Source organism: Desulfuromonas versatilis (assembly GCF_019704135.1).
GTDB lineage: Bacteria > Desulfobacterota > Desulfuromonadia > Desulfuromonadales > NIT-T3 > Desulfuromonas_A > Desulfuromonas_A versatilis.
The window spans coordinates 2,996,351-3,010,935 of sequence record NZ_AP024355.1 but is presented as its reverse complement, the minus strand read 5'-3'; the positions used below and the strand labels follow the sequence as shown (position 1 = coordinate 3,010,935).

Annotated in this window: 15 protein-coding genes and 1 pseudogene; 14 read left to right on the top strand and 2 right to left on the bottom strand. The window is 65.7% G+C overall.

Going from position 1 to position 14,585, the window contains the following annotated elements:
* Positions 1–11 precede the first annotated feature (11 nt).
* The 8 genes from lon to DESUT3_RS13545 all read left to right on the top strand — a co-directional run bounded on the left by lon (position 12) and on the right by DESUT3_RS13545 (position 10,123).
* Positions 12–2,396, top strand: a complete 2,385-nt coding sequence (gene lon / locus DESUT3_RS13580; protein WP_225911509.1) for an endopeptidase La — start codon at positions 12–14, stop codon at positions 2,394–2,396.
* 49 nt (positions 2,397–2,445) lie between these two features.
* Complete coding sequence (locus DESUT3_RS13575) at positions 2,446–3,222, top strand: MlaE family ABC transporter permease (protein WP_221249022.1); 777 nt, start codon at positions 2,446–2,448, stop codon at positions 3,220–3,222.
* Entirely contained in the window at positions 3,219–3,971 is a 753-nt protein-coding gene (locus DESUT3_RS13570) for an ABC transporter ATP-binding protein (protein ID WP_221249021.1), read from the top strand. Before DESUT3_RS13575 ends, DESUT3_RS13570 begins: the two co-directional genes overlap by 4 nt.
* Positions 3,968–4,945: an MlaD family protein gene (locus tag DESUT3_RS13565; RefSeq protein ID WP_221249020.1), complete on the top strand. Its 978-nt coding sequence runs from the start codon at positions 3,968–3,970 to the stop codon at positions 4,943–4,945. Before DESUT3_RS13570 ends, DESUT3_RS13565 begins: the two co-directional genes overlap by 4 nt.
* 199 nt (positions 4,946–5,144) lie before the next feature.
* Positions 5,145–6,626 (top strand): M16 family metallopeptidase, encoded by a 1,482-nt coding sequence (locus DESUT3_RS13560; protein ID WP_221252555.1) that lies wholly within the window; start codon positions 5,145–5,147, stop codon positions 6,624–6,626.
* Between the two features lie 3 nt (positions 6,627–6,629).
* Positions 6,630–8,036 (top strand): M16 family metallopeptidase, encoded by a 1,407-nt coding sequence (locus DESUT3_RS13555; protein ID WP_221249019.1) that lies wholly within the window; start codon positions 6,630–6,632, stop codon positions 8,034–8,036.
* 63 nt (positions 8,037–8,099) lie between these two features.
* Positions 8,100–8,657 carry a YkgJ family cysteine cluster protein gene (locus tag DESUT3_RS13550; protein ID WP_221249018.1) on the top strand — a complete coding sequence of 186 codons (558 nt, stop codon included), beginning with the start codon at positions 8,100–8,102 and terminating at the stop codon, positions 8,655–8,657.
* A gap of 107 nt (positions 8,658–8,764) precedes the next feature.
* Positions 8,765–10,123 (top strand): YihY/virulence factor BrkB family protein, encoded by a 1,359-nt coding sequence (locus tag DESUT3_RS13545; RefSeq protein ID WP_221249017.1) that lies wholly within the window; start codon positions 8,765–8,767, stop codon positions 10,121–10,123.
* Positions 10,124–10,281: 158 nt separating this feature from the next.
* On the opposite strand, the gene DESUT3_RS13540 is transcribed toward DESUT3_RS13545, so the two are convergent.
* Positions 10,282–11,001, bottom strand: a complete 720-nt coding sequence (locus DESUT3_RS13540) for a UDP-2,3-diacylglucosamine diphosphatase (RefSeq protein ID WP_221249016.1) — start codon at positions 10,999–11,001, stop codon at positions 10,282–10,284.
* Positions 11,002–11,187: 186 nt separating this feature from the next.
* Between DESUT3_RS13540 and DESUT3_RS13535 the strand changes: the two genes are divergently transcribed.
* The 6 genes and pseudogenes from DESUT3_RS13535 to DESUT3_RS13510 form a co-directional block, all read left to right on the top strand.
* A complete protein-coding gene (locus tag DESUT3_RS13535) occupies positions 11,188–11,637 on the top strand; it encodes a hypothetical protein (RefSeq protein ID WP_221249015.1) in 450 nt (149 codons plus the stop codon).
* Positions 11,634–12,083, top strand: a complete 450-nt coding sequence (locus tag DESUT3_RS13530) for a nucleoside recognition domain-containing protein (RefSeq protein WP_221249014.1) — start codon at positions 11,634–11,636, stop codon at positions 12,081–12,083. The genes DESUT3_RS13535 and DESUT3_RS13530 overlap by 4 nt, the downstream gene beginning before the upstream one ends.
* A 24-nt stretch (positions 12,084–12,107) precedes the next feature.
* Complete coding sequence (locus DESUT3_RS13525; protein ID WP_221249013.1) at positions 12,108–12,497, top strand: hypothetical protein; 390 nt, start codon at positions 12,108–12,110, stop codon at positions 12,495–12,497.
* Positions 12,498–12,589: 92 nt separating this feature from the next.
* Positions 12,590–12,934, top strand: coding sequence for a toxin (locus DESUT3_RS13520; RefSeq protein ID WP_221249012.1), 345 nt, complete (start codon positions 12,590–12,592; stop codon positions 12,932–12,934).
* 100 nt (positions 12,935–13,034) lie between these two features.
* A complete protein-coding gene (locus tag DESUT3_RS13515; RefSeq protein WP_225911508.1) occupies positions 13,035–13,754 on the top strand; it encodes a TVP38/TMEM64 family protein in 720 nt (239 codons plus the stop codon).
* Between the two features lie 144 nt (positions 13,755–13,898).
* Positions 13,899–14,078 (top strand): annotated as a pseudogene (locus tag DESUT3_RS13510) (SelT/SelW/SelH family protein); the annotation flags it as partial.
* Positions 14,079–14,139: 61 nt separating this feature from the next.
* Here DESUT3_RS13510 and DESUT3_RS13505 read toward each other — a convergent pair.
* The gene (locus tag DESUT3_RS13505) at positions 14,140–14,445 is read right to left on the bottom strand and encodes a hypothetical protein (RefSeq protein WP_221249011.1); all 306 of its coding nucleotides are present in this window, start codon (positions 14,443–14,445) and stop codon (positions 14,140–14,142) included.
* Positions 14,446–14,585 lie beyond the last annotated feature (140 nt).

The following is a 14,585-nucleotide window of genomic DNA, read 5'->3' as shown; positions in this document are numbered from 1 at the left end:
AGGACTGACTGATGATTGAACGGCCCCAGCTGCTGCCCCCGACGCTCCCCGTCTACCCCCTGCGCGAACAGGTGCTGTTCCCGAACATGGTGTTCCCCCTGTTCGTCGGCGCCGAAGGGATGCCGGTCATCGAAGAGGCCATGCGCAACGACCACATGGTGGCGGTGGCGGCCTGCCTGAGCAAGGAAGACCCCTGCCGCTACGAAGACCTGGGCCGGATCTGCACCGCCGCCCGGATCAGCAAAGTCTTCCGCTTCCCCGACGGCGGCGGCAAGGCGGTGCTCGAGGGGGTCAGCCGCATCCGCCTGGTGCGTCCCACCCAGCAGGTGCCGTTCTTCGTCTCGGTCATCGAGCCGCTGGTCGAAAAGGACGGGCGCGGGCTGGTGGCCGAGGCCCTGGTGCAGAGCGTCAACGCCCTGCTCAAGATCGCCCTCGCCTACGGGCGGCCCCTGCCCGGGGACGTGCTCAAGATGATCGACCGGCTCGAGGATGCCGGGCGCCTCGCCGACATGGTCGGGGTCTATCTCAATCTCCAGTTGCGCGATCAGCAGCGGCTGCTGGAGATGCTCGATCCCATCGAGCGGCTCAAGGAAGTCTACATGCATCTCACCGACGAGGTGCAGAAACTCCAGGTGCGGGGCAATATCCAGTCCGAGGTGGCCCGGCGCCTGGGCAAGAGCCAGAAGGAGTACCTGCTGCGCGAGCAGATGAAGGAGATCCAGGAGGAACTGGGGGACGAAGATCCGCGCACCGCCGAGCTCAACGAGATGCGCAAGCGCATCCAGCGCGGCGGCATGCCCGAGAACGTGCGCAAGGTCGCCGACAAGGAGCTGGCCCGGCTCGAGCGCATCAACCCCGCATCGCCCGAGTACACCGTGGCGCGCACCTATCTGGAGTACCTCTGCAACGTCCCCTGGAACCGCGGCACCGAGGACAGCCTCAACATCGGCCGGGCCGAGCAGGTGCTGGACGAGGACCACTACAACCTCAAGGAGGTCAAGGAGCGGATCCTCGAGTACCTGGCGGTGCGCTCCCTGAAGACCACCACCAAGGGCCCGATCCTCTGTTTCGTCGGCCCGCCCGGGGTCGGCAAGACCTCGCTGGGCAAATCCATCGCCCGGGCCATGGGGCGAAAGTTCATCCGCATCTCCCTGGGCGGCATGAAGGACGAAGCGGAGATCCGCGGCCACCGGCGCACCTACATCGGCGCCCTGCCGGGGCGCATCATCCAGGAGATCTGCCGCGTCGAGGCCAACAACCCGGTCTTCATGCTCGACGAGATCGACAAGATCGGCCAGGACTTTCGCGGCGACCCGGCCTCGGCCCTGCTCGAGGTGCTCGACCCGGAGCAGAACAACAACTTCGCCGACCATTACCTGGATGTCCCCTTCGACCTCTCCAGGGTCATGTTCATCACCACCGCCAACCTCATCGACCCCATCCCCCACGCCCTGCGCGACCGCATGGAGATCATCCACCTCGCGGGCTACAGCGACGAGGAGAAGAAGCAGATCGCCTTTCGCTACCTGATCCCCAAGCAGGTGGAAGAGAACGGGCTGGCCAAGTCCCCGCTGAAATTCGAGGATGCCGCGGTGCTCAAGGTGGTCCGCGACTACACCCGCGAGGCGGGGGTGCGCACCCTGGAGCGCAAGATCGCCGCGATCTGCCGCAAGGTGGCCAGGCAGATCACCCAGGGCCAGCCCGCCCGCTCGCTGATCAGCTCGGCGGAGGTGGAGGAGCTGCTGGGCCCGCGCAAGTTTTTCTCCGACATCGCCGGCGAAGAGGACCGGATCGGCGTGGTCACCGGGCTGGCTTGGACCGAAGCGGGCGGAGACATCATCTTCGTCGAGGCCGCCAGCATGACCGGCAAGAAGGACCTGATCCTGACCGGCAGCCTCGGCGAAGTCATGCAGGAGTCGGCCCGCGCGGCGCTCTCCTTCGTCCGCGCCCAGGCCGAACAGTTCGGGTTGGCCAGCGATTTCCTCGAGAACCGCGACCTCCACCTCCACGTCCCCTCCGGAGCGATCCCCAAGGACGGGCCCTCGGCGGGGATCACCCTGGCCACGGCGATCATTTCGCTGATGACCGGGCGCCCGGCCCGGCGCGACGTGGCGATGACCGGCGAGTTGACCCTCTCGGGACGGATCCTGCCCATCGGCGGCGTCAAGGAGAAGGTCCTGGCCGCCCGCCGTGCCGGGGTCAAGACCGTGCTGCTGCCGCTGCGCAACCGGGATAACCTCAAGGACCTGGACGAGAACTCCCGCGGGGCGATGCAGATCCTGTTCGTCGAGAGCATGGCGGAGGTGGTGGAGCACACCCTGTTGCCGGCGCGGGACAGCCAGGCCCGCGGCCGGTTCCGCGACGGTGAGCTGCCGCAGTGCGGCGTCCAGCCCTGACCGGCGGTTTGGCGCAGCCCGCCCGACCCGCCGGAGGGGTTTTTGAACGATGCTGCTGAATGCCCTCGAAAACCGCATCAAGGTCTATCTCGTCGAGGTGGACGCCTACGCCCGGCTGACCCTGACCGCCCTGCTCAAGTCCCTCTCCCGGCGCATCTATTTCCGCGAGCTGGTCTTTCAGTTCGACCGCATCGGCTTCGAGTCCCTGTTCATCGTCATGCTCACCGGTGTGTTTACCGGCATGGTCATGGCCCTGCAGGGGGTGGCGCTGTTCAACCGCTTCGGGGCCACCAACCTGGTCGGCAGCGTGATCGGCGCCTCCATCGTGCGCGAACTCGGCCCGGTGCTGGCCGCGTTGATGGTCGCCGGCCGGGTCGGTTCGGCGATCACCGCCGAGCTGGGGACCATGAAGGTGACCGAGCAGATCGACGCCTACCTGGTGGAGGGGACCGACGTGGTGCGCAAGCTGGTGGTGCCGCGCTTTCTCGCCTGCCTGCTGAGCATGCCGCTGCTCACGGTGTTCGCCGACGCGGTGGCGATCCTTGGCGGCTTTTTCATCATCAGCACCACCACCGAGATCAACGCCACCTACTACTGGCTCTCGGTGATCGATTTCCTGACCATCTCCGATGTGTTCCTGGGCTGCGCCAAGCCCCTGTTCTTCGGTCTGGTCATCGCCTCGATCTCCTGCCACCTGGGGATGCGCGCCCGCCACGGCTCGGCCGGGGTCGGGGTGGCGGCCAAGCGGGCCGTGGTGCTCTCCTCGGTATTCATCCTGGTCTCGGACTTTTTCCTGACCAAGATCTTCCTGGTGCTGTTCCCATGATCCGCCTGGAGGACGTCTACCTGTCGCTGGGCGGCCGGCAGGTGCTCGAGGGCATCTCCTTCGAAATCGGCAAGGCCGAGCGGGCGGTGATTCTCGGGCCCTCCGGGGCCGGAAGGAGTTCCATTCTCCGGGTGATCCTGGGCCTGTGGAAACCCGACCGGGGAGGCGTGCAACTCGACGGGGAAGACATCCACGCCCTGGAGGAAAAAGAGCTGATCGAGCACCGCAAGCGCCTGGCCATGGTATTCCAGGGCGGCGCCCTCTTCGACACCCTGACGGTGGGCGAAAACGTCGGCTACCGGCTGTTCGAGGAAGGCCGGCTGCCGGTGGCGCAGATCGAGGCCATCGTCCGCCGGGTCCTGGCCGCCATGGGGCTGGAGGACGCCATCGACCTCTTCCCCGGCCAGCTTTCCGGGGGGATGCGCAAGCGCGTCGCTATTGCCCGGGCGATCGCCGTGGAACCGGCCTGCATCCTGTTCGACGAGCCGACCGCGGGGCTCGATCCGCTGGCCTCGAGCCGGGTCAACGAGCTCATCGTCGAGTGCCAGCGCCACGGCAAGGCCACCCTGGTGGTGACCCACGACTTGGTCTGCGCCTACCGGGTGGGAGAGCGCTTCATGTTCATCGACGACGGAAAAATCCTCTTTGACGGCGACCGCCGGGGTTTCGAATCCTGCCCCAACCCGCAGCTGTGCGAGTTCCTCAATCCCGGCGGGGGGCAAGCGGGGGCTTCGGGAGGTGCGCGGTGAAGCGCAGCATGAAGATCTCCTGGGCCGAGGTGCGCATGGGGGTGTTCCTGATCGCGGCCCTGGCCCTGCTCGGGCTGGCCACTTTCGTTGTCGGCGAAAAAACCCGCATTTTCACCCCGACCACCACCGTGGAGGTGGTGCTGCCCGATGTCCAGGGCCTGCGCGTCGGGGCGCCGGTGTGGCTCTCCGGGGTGGTGATCGGCTCGGTGGCGGAGATCGCCTTCTCCGATCCGCTCAAATCCGACCAGGTGTCGGTGGTTCTGCGCCTGGAGGAGTCGGCGGCCGGCCGGCTGGGGCAGGACGCCCGGGTGTCGATCCAGACCCGGGGCCTGCTGGGGGAGAAATACGTGGAAATCGTCCCCGGTGACAGGCTCGGGATTCCGGCTGAGCCTCTGCACGGGGTCGCTCCCCTGGGGCTGGACCAGGTCATCGACCGGGCCTACGTGGCCTTCGACCGCATCGGCCAGCTGGCGGAGCAGATCGAGAACCGGGAAGGAAGTCTCGGCAAGCTGCTCACCGACCCGACCCTGTACGATACCCTGGTCGGCTTCGCCGAGCAGTTCAAAGGGCTCAACGAGACCATGACCACGGGGCAGGGGACTTTGGCCAAGGCCCTCAACGACCCCGGGCTCTATGACCGGCTGGTGGCCTTTGCGGCCCGCGGCGAGGCGGCCGCCCGGCGCTTCGAAACCTTTGTCGCCGGGCTGGAGAACCCCGAAGGCACCCTCGGCCGGCTGGTCAACGACCCGGCCCTGTACAACGAGGGGCTGGCGGCCCTGCGCCGTGCGCAGAGCTCGCTGGCCGAATTCGAAGCCCTGGCCGCCGCGGTCCGCAACGGGGAGGGGACCGCCGGGCGGCTGGTCACCGAGGACGAGCTGCACGACAAGCTGAATCGCACCCTCGACGACCTGGATATCCTGCTGCGCGACCTGCGCGAGAACCCCGGCCGGTATGTGCGGTTTTCGCTGTTTTGAAAAAAACAGAATTCAGGAGTCAGAATCCAGGAGAAGGTCCAAGAGCGAACAAAACCTGGAGAATGCCCCCTCTCCCTCGGTACGCGGGTAGGGGTGAGGGTGGGGCGCGCAAACCGATTTTCCTTAGGTTTACGTCGTCCCTCGGTTATAATCGCAACTTTCCCATAGTTATTTCAGGAGCTTCGCAGTGTCAAAATTAATGTACATTTTTCGCTTCGCCGCTATCCCGACCCTGTTTCTGCTGCTGGCCGGCCTGGCCGGGGCCGAGACCCTCGAGGAAAAAGTCCGTGAGCATACCCTGGCCAACGGCCTCAAGCTGCTGGTGGTCGAGCGCCACGATTCGCCAACCTTTTCCGCCTACATCACCATCGGAGTCGGCGGGGTTCACGAAACGAGCGAGGAGCGCGGGGTGGCCCACCTGCTCGAGCATATGCTGTTCAAGGGGACCAAGACCCTGGGAACCACCGACTTCAAAGCGGAAAAGAAGCTGCTGGAGCAGATCGAGCAGGTCGGCGCCGAGATCGACGCCATCAAGGGGCAAAAGGGGGTCGATCCCCGGCGCCTCGAGGAGCTGAGGGCCCAGCTGGCCAGCCTGCAGGAGCGCCACAAGCAGTTCGTGGTGAAGGATGAGTTTTCCAGGATCTACAGCGAAAACGGAGGCTCCGGCTACAACGCCTTCACCAGCAAGGACCTGACCACCTACCTGATCTCGCTGCCGGCCAACAAGCTGGAGCTGTGGGCGGCCATCGAGGCCGACCGGATGAAAAACGCCGTCCTGCGCGAGTTCTACACCGAGCGGGAGGTGATCAAGGAGGAGCGGCGGCGCTCCTACGAGTCCAACCCCGATGGCCTGCTTTACGAGACCCTGGTGGCCAACGCCTTTACCGTGCACCCCTACCGCAACCCGGTGATCGGCTGGCAGTCCGACATCGACAATCTCACCCTGGCCGAGACCCGCGATTTTCTGCAGCGCTATTACGCGCCGGTCAACACCGTGGTCGCCCTGGTCGGGGACATCGAATTCGACCAGGCGCTGGCGATGGTGGAGCGCTATTTCGGCGACATCCCTCCGGGCACCCCGGTTCCCGGGGTTACCGCCATCGAGCCGTCCGGGGTGGGGGAGAAGCGGGTGCGCATCGAGTTCGACGCCGAACCCCGACTGGCCATCGCCTACCACAAGCCGACCCTGCCGCAGCGCGACGATTACGTCTTCGATCTCATCGACCACATCCTGGCCGAGGGGCGCACCTCGCGGCTGTATCGCTCGCTGGTGCTGGAGAAGCAGCTGGCCACCTCCATCTCGACCTACGGCGCCCCCGGATCGGGCTACGACAACCTGTTCGTGATCTCCGCGATCCCCAGGCACCCCCACACCGCCGAGGAAGTGGAAGCGGCGGTTTACCAAGAGCTCGAACGCCTGGCCGCCGAGCCGGTGAGCGCCGCAGAACTGGCGAAGGCCCTGAACTGGCTGCGCACCGACCGGCTGCGCTTTCTCAAGGGCAACGGCGGCCTGGCCCGGATGCTCACCTACTACCAGACCCTGCTCGGCGACTGGCGCTACCTGGTCACCTACGACGAGGTGGTGGCCGGCATCGGCGCCGCGGAGATCCAGGCTGTCGCGGCCAAATATTTCACCCCCGCCAACCGCACCGTGGCGATTCTTGCCAAGGGAGAAAAATAAGCTATGTCCCGTCTGCTGCCGCTGCTGTTGACCGCCACGCTGCTGCTCGCCGCCTGCGCCCCGGCCACCCCGCGCCCCGACCAGCTGAGCTTCGCCCCCCTTGAATTCCACGTTCCGGAGGTCGAGCGCATCGATCTGCCCAGCGGGATCCGCCTCTACCTCAAGGAGGACCACGAGTTGCCGCTGGTGAGCATCTCCGCCATGATCGGCGGGGGCACCATCGGCGACCCGGCCGACAAGACCGGGGCGACCGACCTGTTCGCCTCGCTGCTGCGCACCGGCGGGGCCGGTTCCATGAGCCCCGAGGAGCTCGATGCCCGGCTGGAATTCCTGGCCGCCGAGCTCTCCGTGGCGGCCGACACCTACGCCGTCTCCGCCGGCATGTCCCTGCGCAGCGCCGATCTGCGCGAGGGGGTCGCGATCCTCGCCGATGTGCTGCGCCGCCCCCGCTTCGACGAAGGCCGGCTCGAACTGGCCCGCAAACAGGCCATCGAGGGGATCCGGCGCCGCGACGACGACCCGGGCTCTGTGGCCTCGCGCGCCCTGATGCAGGCCCTCTACGGCGAGCATCCCCTGGGCCGGGTCGCCACCGTGGAGAGTATTACCGCCGTTGCGCGGCAGGACCTGGTGGAGCATCACCGGAGTTATTTCCACCCCAGCAACCTCTGGTTGGGCATCACCGGGGACTTCGACCGCGGGCAGCTGCTGGAGTTGCTGCAGTCGGCCTTCGGGGACTGGCCCCGGGGGCAGGCCCCGACGGTCGCCCTGCCGCCGCTGGTCGAGCCGGCGCCGCCGGCGGTCTGGGTCGCCGAGAAGTCGATCCCCCAGACCACTATCATGTTCGGGGAGATCGGCGTCGACAAGGACAACCCCGACCTGCAGGCGGTGCGGGTGATGAACTACATCCTTGGCGGCGGCGGCTTCAATTCGCGGCTGATGAGCGAGGTGCGCTCCGACCGGGGGCTGGCCTACTCGGTCTACTCCTATTACCAGGTCGGGCGCCGCCTGCCCGGGCCCTTCATCGCCGGCTGCGAAACCAAGAGCGAGTCGACCCTGGAGGTGGTGAAGCTGATGCGCCGGATCATGACCGAGCTGCGCGAACAGCCGGTGTCGGAGCAGGAGCTGCAGCTGGCCAAGGAGAGCCTGATCAACTCCTTCGTCTTCGCCTTCGAGGACAGCCACGACGTGATCACCCAGAAGATGCGCCTCGACTACTACGCCTACCCCGAGGACTACCTGCAGACCTATCGGGAGAAGGTGGCCGCGGTGAGCGTCGAGGACGTGCTGCGGGTGGCCCGCAGGTACCTCAACCCCGAGCGCCAGGCCCTGGTGCTGGTCGGTGACAGGGCCGCCTTCGACGGCGACCCCGGGGCGCTGGGGACGGTCCGCAGGGTCGAGGCGGGGCAATAATCCCCTCGGCCGGCCCGGCACGAGCTTGACCTGCGCCCCCGGACGTGGAGTAGAATGCCTCTCATGAAAAAGATTGCCGCCCATTCGGCAGATCCCGGCCTGGCCAATTACCGGCAACTGGTTGCGCGGGTCGATGAACTTTGCGCCCGCATCGTCGGAGAGTTCTCCGCGCAGATCGCCTGCCGCCGGGGCTGCGACGCCTGCTGTCGGCACCTGGCCCTGTTCCAGGTGGAAGCCGCGGCCCTCGCCCTGGCCCTGGAGGAGCTCGGCGGGGCGCGGGCCGACCATATCCGGGCCCGGGCCGCCGCGGCGTCGCCGGAGGGCCCCTGCCCGCTGCTCGAGGACGGAGCCTGCCTGCTCTATGCCGCCCGGCCCCTGATCTGCAGGACCCACGGCCTGCCCCTGCTGAGCACAGGGGAGCAGGGGCAGAAGGTTGATTTCTGCCCGGAAAATTTCCGGGACATGAGTTCGTTGCCGGCCCGCGCCGTGGTCAACCTCGAGGTTCTCAATACCGCCCTGGTCTCGGTCAACCGCCTGTTCGCGGCTACCCTGCTGGGGGATGAATCCCTCGCCGGCAAGCGACTGACCATCGCCGAGGCGCTGCAGTTGAAGCCGGAGTAGCCCGAGCGCCCGGCGGGTCAGGGCAACCCCGATATCGCGGCCACCGCCGGCCCGGGCGGATGCGGCCGCCAGGCAGGCGGTATTTCCATTCACAAGGTACCCGGCCCATGGCGAATCTCAGGCAGAACATCGATCGACTCAAACTCTTTCTGACCCGGGAGATCTGGGAACTCGACCCGACCACCCTGAGCCGCAGCCGTTTCCTGCTGTTGCGTCCGCTGCGGATCTCCGCCTTCGTGATCCGCGACTTCATCGCCGATCGCTGCCTGCTGCGCGCCTCGGCCCTGACCTACACCACCCTGCTGTCCATCGTGCCGCTGCTGGCCATGATGGTGGCGGTGCTCAAGGGGCTCGGGGTGCAGAACACCCTGGAGCCGCTGATCCTGGAAAAGATCGCCGTCGGCACCGAGGAGGTGGTCGGCCAGATCATCGGCTACATCAACAACACCAACATGGCCAGGCTCGGGGTGTTCGGTTTCTGCACCCTGTTTCTGACGGTTCTGGCGCTGCTCTCCAACATCGAGAAGAGCTTCAACCACATCTGGGGAGTGACGGAAACCCGCAGCATCATGCGGCGCTTCGCCGACTATTTCTCGGTGGTCACCTTCGGCCCGGTGCTGGTCGTGCTGGCCATCTCCATGACCTCCACCCTGCAGAGCATGGCCTTCATGGAGCGGCTCGAAGAGCTGGCCTATGTGGGCGAGGCGCTGCTGTTCCTGTTCAAGATCGGTCCCTTCGTGGGGATGTGGATCGCCTTCACCGCCCTCTACCTGTTCATGCCCAATTGCAAGGTCACCTACCGGGCGGCCATGATCGGCGGCATTTTCGGCGGCACCCTCTGGCAGCTCGCCCAATGGGGGTATGTGCATTTTCAGGTCGGGGTGGCCCGCTACAACGCCATTTACGGCACCATGGCCGCCCTGCCGATCCTGATGGTCTGGATCTACCTGAGCTGGCTGATCGTGCTGCTCGGCCTCGAGCTGGCCTACGCCTGGCAGAACCTGCGCCTGGTGCCCAACGACATCCGCGGCGAAGAGGTCAACTTCTCCAGCCGCGAGCAGATCGCCCTCACCGTCATGCTGGTGATCGGCGAGGCCTATTCCCGGGGGGAGCGCAACTGGGACATCAGCCGGATCTCCACCGAACTCGACCTGCCGCCGCGGTTGGCGAAAGACGTCCTCGGTCAGCTGGTCGATCTCGGTTTTCTCTCCGAGGTGCGCGACGGCGAGGCGGAAAAATTCGCCTATCAGCCGGGGCGCTCCCCCGACACCCTGCAGATTCACGCCCTTCTGGAAGGGCTGAAAAAAGACGGCGTCGACTTCACCCGCCTGCGCCCCACCCCGCAGGGCGAGGTGATCCGCGAACTCGAGGCGCACATGGAAACCGCCGGGCAGAAGGTGTTGGGGAGCCTCACCCTGCACGACCTGGTGCAGCGGATGACTGAGAAAAAGGGGCGTGAGGCGTGAGGCGTAAGGCGTAAGGCGTGAGGCGTGAGGCGTGAGGCGTGAGGCGTGAGGCGTGAGGCGTGAGGCGTGAGGCGTGAGGCGTGAGGCGTGAGGCGTGAGGCGGCGTTATGTTTTGGGGGCAAAGGCTTTAAAACCCATTACGCATTACGCATTACGATTCACTCGCCTTTAAAGGTGTGCAGTTCGAAGCGGCCGTTTTCGCAGGTGGCGTAGGAGTACTGGGTGATCCAGTCGCCGAGGCCGATGAGCGGGCCCTGGTCGAACTCACGGAACAGGGGGGCGTGGAAGTGGCCGGTGATGACGGCCTGGTGCCCTTCGGCAAAGCGCTGCCGGGCGTGGTTCTCGAGCATCTGCTCAGGGACCCAGCGGCGGCGTTTTTCTTCATGGCCCTTGCGGCTTTGCCGGCTGGCCCAGCGCGAGATGCCCCAGGCCCAGTCGGGGGGGACCAGCTTTATCACCAGGCGCATCGGGGCGCTGCGCAGCAGCATCCGCAGCCGGCGGTAGCCGTGATCCGCGCTGTTGACCAGGTCGCCGTGGCTGATGTGGACCAGGCACCCGTCGATCCGGATCGAGCCGCCATCGGGCAGGACCTGGCAATCGAGGGTTTCCCGGAAATAGGGTCCCATGTGGAAGTCGTGGTTTCCCTCCACGTAGACGATCCGGGCACCGTCCTCGCGGAGCCGGCGAAGCGCCTCGAGCACCGGCACGTAAGGGGCGAAGACCGAATGCCGGTAGCCGATCCAGAACTCGAAGATGTCCCCCAGCAGGTACAAGGTGCGGGTGCGGCCGCGCAGCGACTCGAAAAACTCGAGCAGCCGCCGGTAGTTGCCGTCGGCGGGGTCAAGCAGGTGGGCATCGGCGAGGAAGACATCTTTCATGGGAATGAACTATAGGGTCGCAGGTGGGCAAAGTCAAGAATCCCGAAGCGCCCGGGCCAGGATCCTCACTCGAAAAAAAACGCTTTCCGGCACCCCGTTGAGGCCTGGACAAAGGAGCCGCTCGCGGTTATCATGCGCCCTCGTGGCCGGTGTTCCCCCCCGGCCGATCCCCTGTGTGAGGTCTGCGTGGAAGAGATTGTGCCCGATGTGGCGACCCGGCTGAGAACCGGTTTTCTGGAGGGGCTGAAAACCACCGCCAAGCTGGTCAAGTTCGTCCTGCCGCTTTACGTTGTCGTCGACCTGCTCAAGGGGACCGCGGTGATCGAGGTGCTGGGTGGCTGGTTCGCGCCGCTGATGCAGCTCTTCGGCCTCCCGGGGGAGGCGGCCTTTGCCTTTATCGCCGCCGGGCTGCTCAACCTTTACGCCGCCATCGCCATCATGGCTCCCCTCGAGCTGACTCCCTGGCAGGTCACCCAGTGCGGGCTGATGATGGGGATCGCCCACAACCTGCTGGTCGAGGGGGCGGTGCTGGGCTCCACCGGGGCCCGGGGCGGGCTGCTCACCGGCTGCCGGCTGCTCATCGCCCTGGTCGCGGGACTGGTTCTGCACGGCCTGCACCTGCTCTGGGGGGGATGATGGAGGCCCTGCTGGCGGCCCTTGCCGGGGGTCTCAAACTATCCTTCAAACTGCTGCTGATCGTGGTGCCGCTGGTCACCGCCTTCGAGGTGCTGCGCTACCTGCCGGTGTTCAAGCGGGCCGGCCGGGCGCTGGACCCGCTGATGCGCGGCATGGGGCTGACCCGGGACGCGGCCGTGCCGCTGTTCACGGGGATTTTTCTCGGCATCGCCTACGGCGCCGGCATCATCATCCGGGTGGCCCGGGCAAAGGGGCTGCCGCGCCGCGAACTGTTCCTGATGGGCCTGTTTCTCGCCACCTGCCACGCGGTGGTGGAAGACACCCTGATCTTCGTGGTGATCGGCGGCGATCCCTGGATCATGCTCGGTGTCCGGGTGGTCCTCGCCGGGGCCCTGACCGCCATCCTGGCCCGGCTCTGGCGCAAGCGCCAGGATGCCCTTCAATAAGTTCCGCTTCGGTCGCCTTATCTCATGTCGTCGCCATATTCCCATTTGACCACCCCCGGACCCTGGACCTACGGACTGGCCCTGGCCGCGGTTCTGCTGCTGGCCGTCGCCGTGGCGCTGGTTTTTCTGCAGCGGCGGCGGGCCAATCGCCTTTTCCCCCGTTTCAACGCGCTGTGGAACCGCAACGCGGAGCCCTTCTGCCCCCGCTGCCGGACGGCGCTCTCCGATTTTCAACGGCGCACGAGCTGGAAATTCGAAAGCAGCGGAAACCGCACCGTGCGCAAGCCCGTCTCCTACAGTGCGTTTCAGTGCCGCAAGTGCCGCTGGAAGGTGCGGCTGGTCGACGAAGACGGGTTCGAGCTGACCCTGGAGACGGCCCGTCGGCGGCTGTTCGAGGCGTCCGAAGAGAGCTGAATAGCGATTGACAGGGGCCGTTGCTGCCTTTACCCTTGAAAGTCAGGCCCGGTCATCCCCATGAGCACTGATTTTTTTCCGGACAGGTTGCCATGACCCGTTTCAGTTACTTTCCCACCCCCAATTTCACCTCCCGGCTGGAGAAGATCCGTCAGCAGGATCCCCCCGGTCATGCCCGGATTCTCAAGGTCATCGACCGGCTGCTGGCCAATCCCACCGACGCCGACGGCTGGATGCACGGGGCCCATCACCGGCGCATGAAGAAATATGTCGGGCGGCGAGATTACCGGCTGATCTACCATTGGTGCGAACTTTGCCGCAAGCAGAGTGAAAAGCTGCAGGACCATTGCGGCCACTGCCACCAGGTGGAAGACCACAGCGTGATTTTCTTCGACGTCTACCACAAGAACGAACCGGCCCACCTCAAGGTAGTGTGACAGGCCCGGCGTCTTTGCCTGCTGCGCCTAGCCTCCCCGGCCTGGCTGCGCCGACCTCATCCCCTTGTCTGCCCCCAGGTTTTTCGGGGGGCCGGCGCCCATGAAGGAACCCATGCCCGCGCAAAGCAAAAAAATCGTCCTGGTCGCCGGGATTGCCGCCCTGGTGGTCCTGTTTTTCGCCTTCGACCTGCACCGCTACCTGACCCTGGCCGAACTCAAGGCCCGCCAGGAAGCCTTCCAGGGCTACTACGCAAGCCACCGGCTGCTGACCCTGGCGGGATATTTTCTGCTGTACGTCTCGGTGACCGCCCTGTCCCTGCCCGGAGCCGCGGTGATGACCCTGGCCGGAGCCGCCCTGTTCGGCTTCTGGCCGGCGCTGTTCGTGGTCTCCTTCGCCAGTACCCTGGGGGCCACCCTGGCGTTCCTGGTCAGCCGCTTTCTGCTGCGCGACTGGGTTCAGGCCCGTTTCGGGGCCCGGCTGCGCTCGGTCAACGCCGGGATCGAAAGGGAGGGGGCCTTTTACCTCTTTTCGCTGCGCCTGGTGCCGATCTTCCCGTTTTTCGTCATCAATCTGGTCATGGGCCTGACCCCGATGCAGACGCTGACCTATTACTGGGTCAGCCAGCTGGGCATGCTGCCGGGGACCATGGTCTACGTCAATGCCGGAACCCAGCTTGGCCGGATCGAAAACCTGGCAGGCATCCTCTCCCCCGGACTGATACTCTCCTTCGTGCTGCTCGGGCTGTTCCCCCTGGTGGCCAAGAAGCTCCTCAAATTTTTCCAGGCCCGCCGGGCCGCCGGCAGACCGGGCTCCCCCTGAGGCCAAACTCGCCCCCCCTCAGCATGGTCTGCCCCCGGAGCGGGTCGAAGTGGTATAATTCCACCATCGATCCCGGTTACCACATCAAGGGAGGTCTGTATGCGGGTAACGATTGAATACTGCAACCAGTGAGGCTACCGTAGCCGGGCCGCCAGTCTGGCGGACAGAATCAAGCAGGCGGTTCCTGCCGAGGTTCGGTTGATCGAATCGAGCGGCGGGGTCTTCGAGGTCAAGGTGGACGGCAACCTGGTCTATTCGAAAAAAGCGACCGGGAGCTTTCCCGACGAAAAGCAGTTGGCGGATAAAATCAGCGGCACAAAATGAAACCGGCCGGGAGCCTTGGCTCCCGGCCGGTTGTTTTCCTGCGGGTGTGACGGGTAGTGAATTACTTCTGCTCAGCCGGTGCAGCGGTTTCGGCGGTCTGGGCAGGGGCCTGCTCGGTGGCCTGGGCCTGGTCGGCAGCGCCTTCCTGACCAGCGGCTTCGCCCTGGACGGCTTCCTCAGCTGCGGCGGTTTCCTGGGCAGCGGTCTCCTGAGCGGGGGCTTCCTCCTGGGCGGGAGCGGCTTCCTGGGCCTGGACGGCGGCCGGGCTTTCCTGGGCCGGCTGGGTCTCGGTTACCGATTCTTTTTTGGTGCAGCCCACAGCGGCGAGGGCGAGGATCAGGGCGGCGATCAGGGTAAGCTTCTTCATTGGTTTTCTCCGTTTTCGTGATTTGTGTGTGAGTGGTGCCGGTGGTTTTTTCAGTAAGGGACGAATGAATTCGGGGCATTGCCCCGAGGGGTTGCTGGAAGGGTATTCGAGGATACCCGGCTCTTTCCTCCCTGACTTTA

What these genes read in the sequence shown, in the direction of transcription:
- lon (WP_225911509.1), top strand. Translation starts at nt 12, where the DNA reads ATGATTGAACGGCCCCAGCTGCTGCCCCCGACGCTCCCCGTCTACCCC.
- DESUT3_RS13575 (WP_221249022.1), top strand. Translation starts at nt 2,446, where the DNA reads ATGCTGCTGAATGCCCTCGAAAACCGCATCAAGGTCTATCTCGTCGAG.
- DESUT3_RS13570 (WP_221249021.1), top strand. Translation starts at nt 3,219, where the DNA reads ATGATCCGCCTGGAGGACGTCTACCTGTCGCTGGGCGGCCGGCAGGTG.
- DESUT3_RS13560 (WP_221252555.1), top strand. Translation starts at nt 5,145, where the DNA reads ATGTACATTTTTCGCTTCGCCGCTATCCCGACCCTGTTTCTGCTGCTG.
- DESUT3_RS13555 (WP_221249019.1), top strand. Translation starts at nt 6,630, where the DNA reads ATGTCCCGTCTGCTGCCGCTGCTGTTGACCGCCACGCTGCTGCTCGCC.
- DESUT3_RS13550 (WP_221249018.1), top strand. Translation starts at nt 8,100, where the DNA reads ATGAAAAAGATTGCCGCCCATTCGGCAGATCCCGGCCTGGCCAATTAC.
- DESUT3_RS13545 (WP_221249017.1), top strand. Translation starts at nt 8,765, where the DNA reads ATGGCGAATCTCAGGCAGAACATCGATCGACTCAAACTCTTTCTGACC.
- DESUT3_RS13540 (WP_221249016.1), bottom strand. Translation starts at nt 11,001, where the DNA reads ATGAAAGATGTCTTCCTCGCCGATGCCCACCTGCTTGACCCCGCCGAC.
- DESUT3_RS13530 (WP_221249014.1), top strand. Translation starts at nt 11,634, where the DNA reads ATGATGGAGGCCCTGCTGGCGGCCCTTGCCGGGGGTCTCAAACTATCC.
- DESUT3_RS13525 (WP_221249013.1), top strand. Translation starts at nt 12,108, where the DNA reads ATGTCGTCGCCATATTCCCATTTGACCACCCCCGGACCCTGGACCTAC.
- DESUT3_RS13520 (WP_221249012.1), top strand. Translation starts at nt 12,590, where the DNA reads ATGACCCGTTTCAGTTACTTTCCCACCCCCAATTTCACCTCCCGGCTG.
- DESUT3_RS13515 (WP_225911508.1), top strand. Translation starts at nt 13,035, where the DNA reads ATGAAGGAACCCATGCCCGCGCAAAGCAAAAAAATCGTCCTGGTCGCC.
- DESUT3_RS13505 (WP_221249011.1), bottom strand. Translation starts at nt 14,445, where the DNA reads ATGAAGAAGCTTACCCTGATCGCCGCCCTGATCCTCGCCCTCGCCGCT.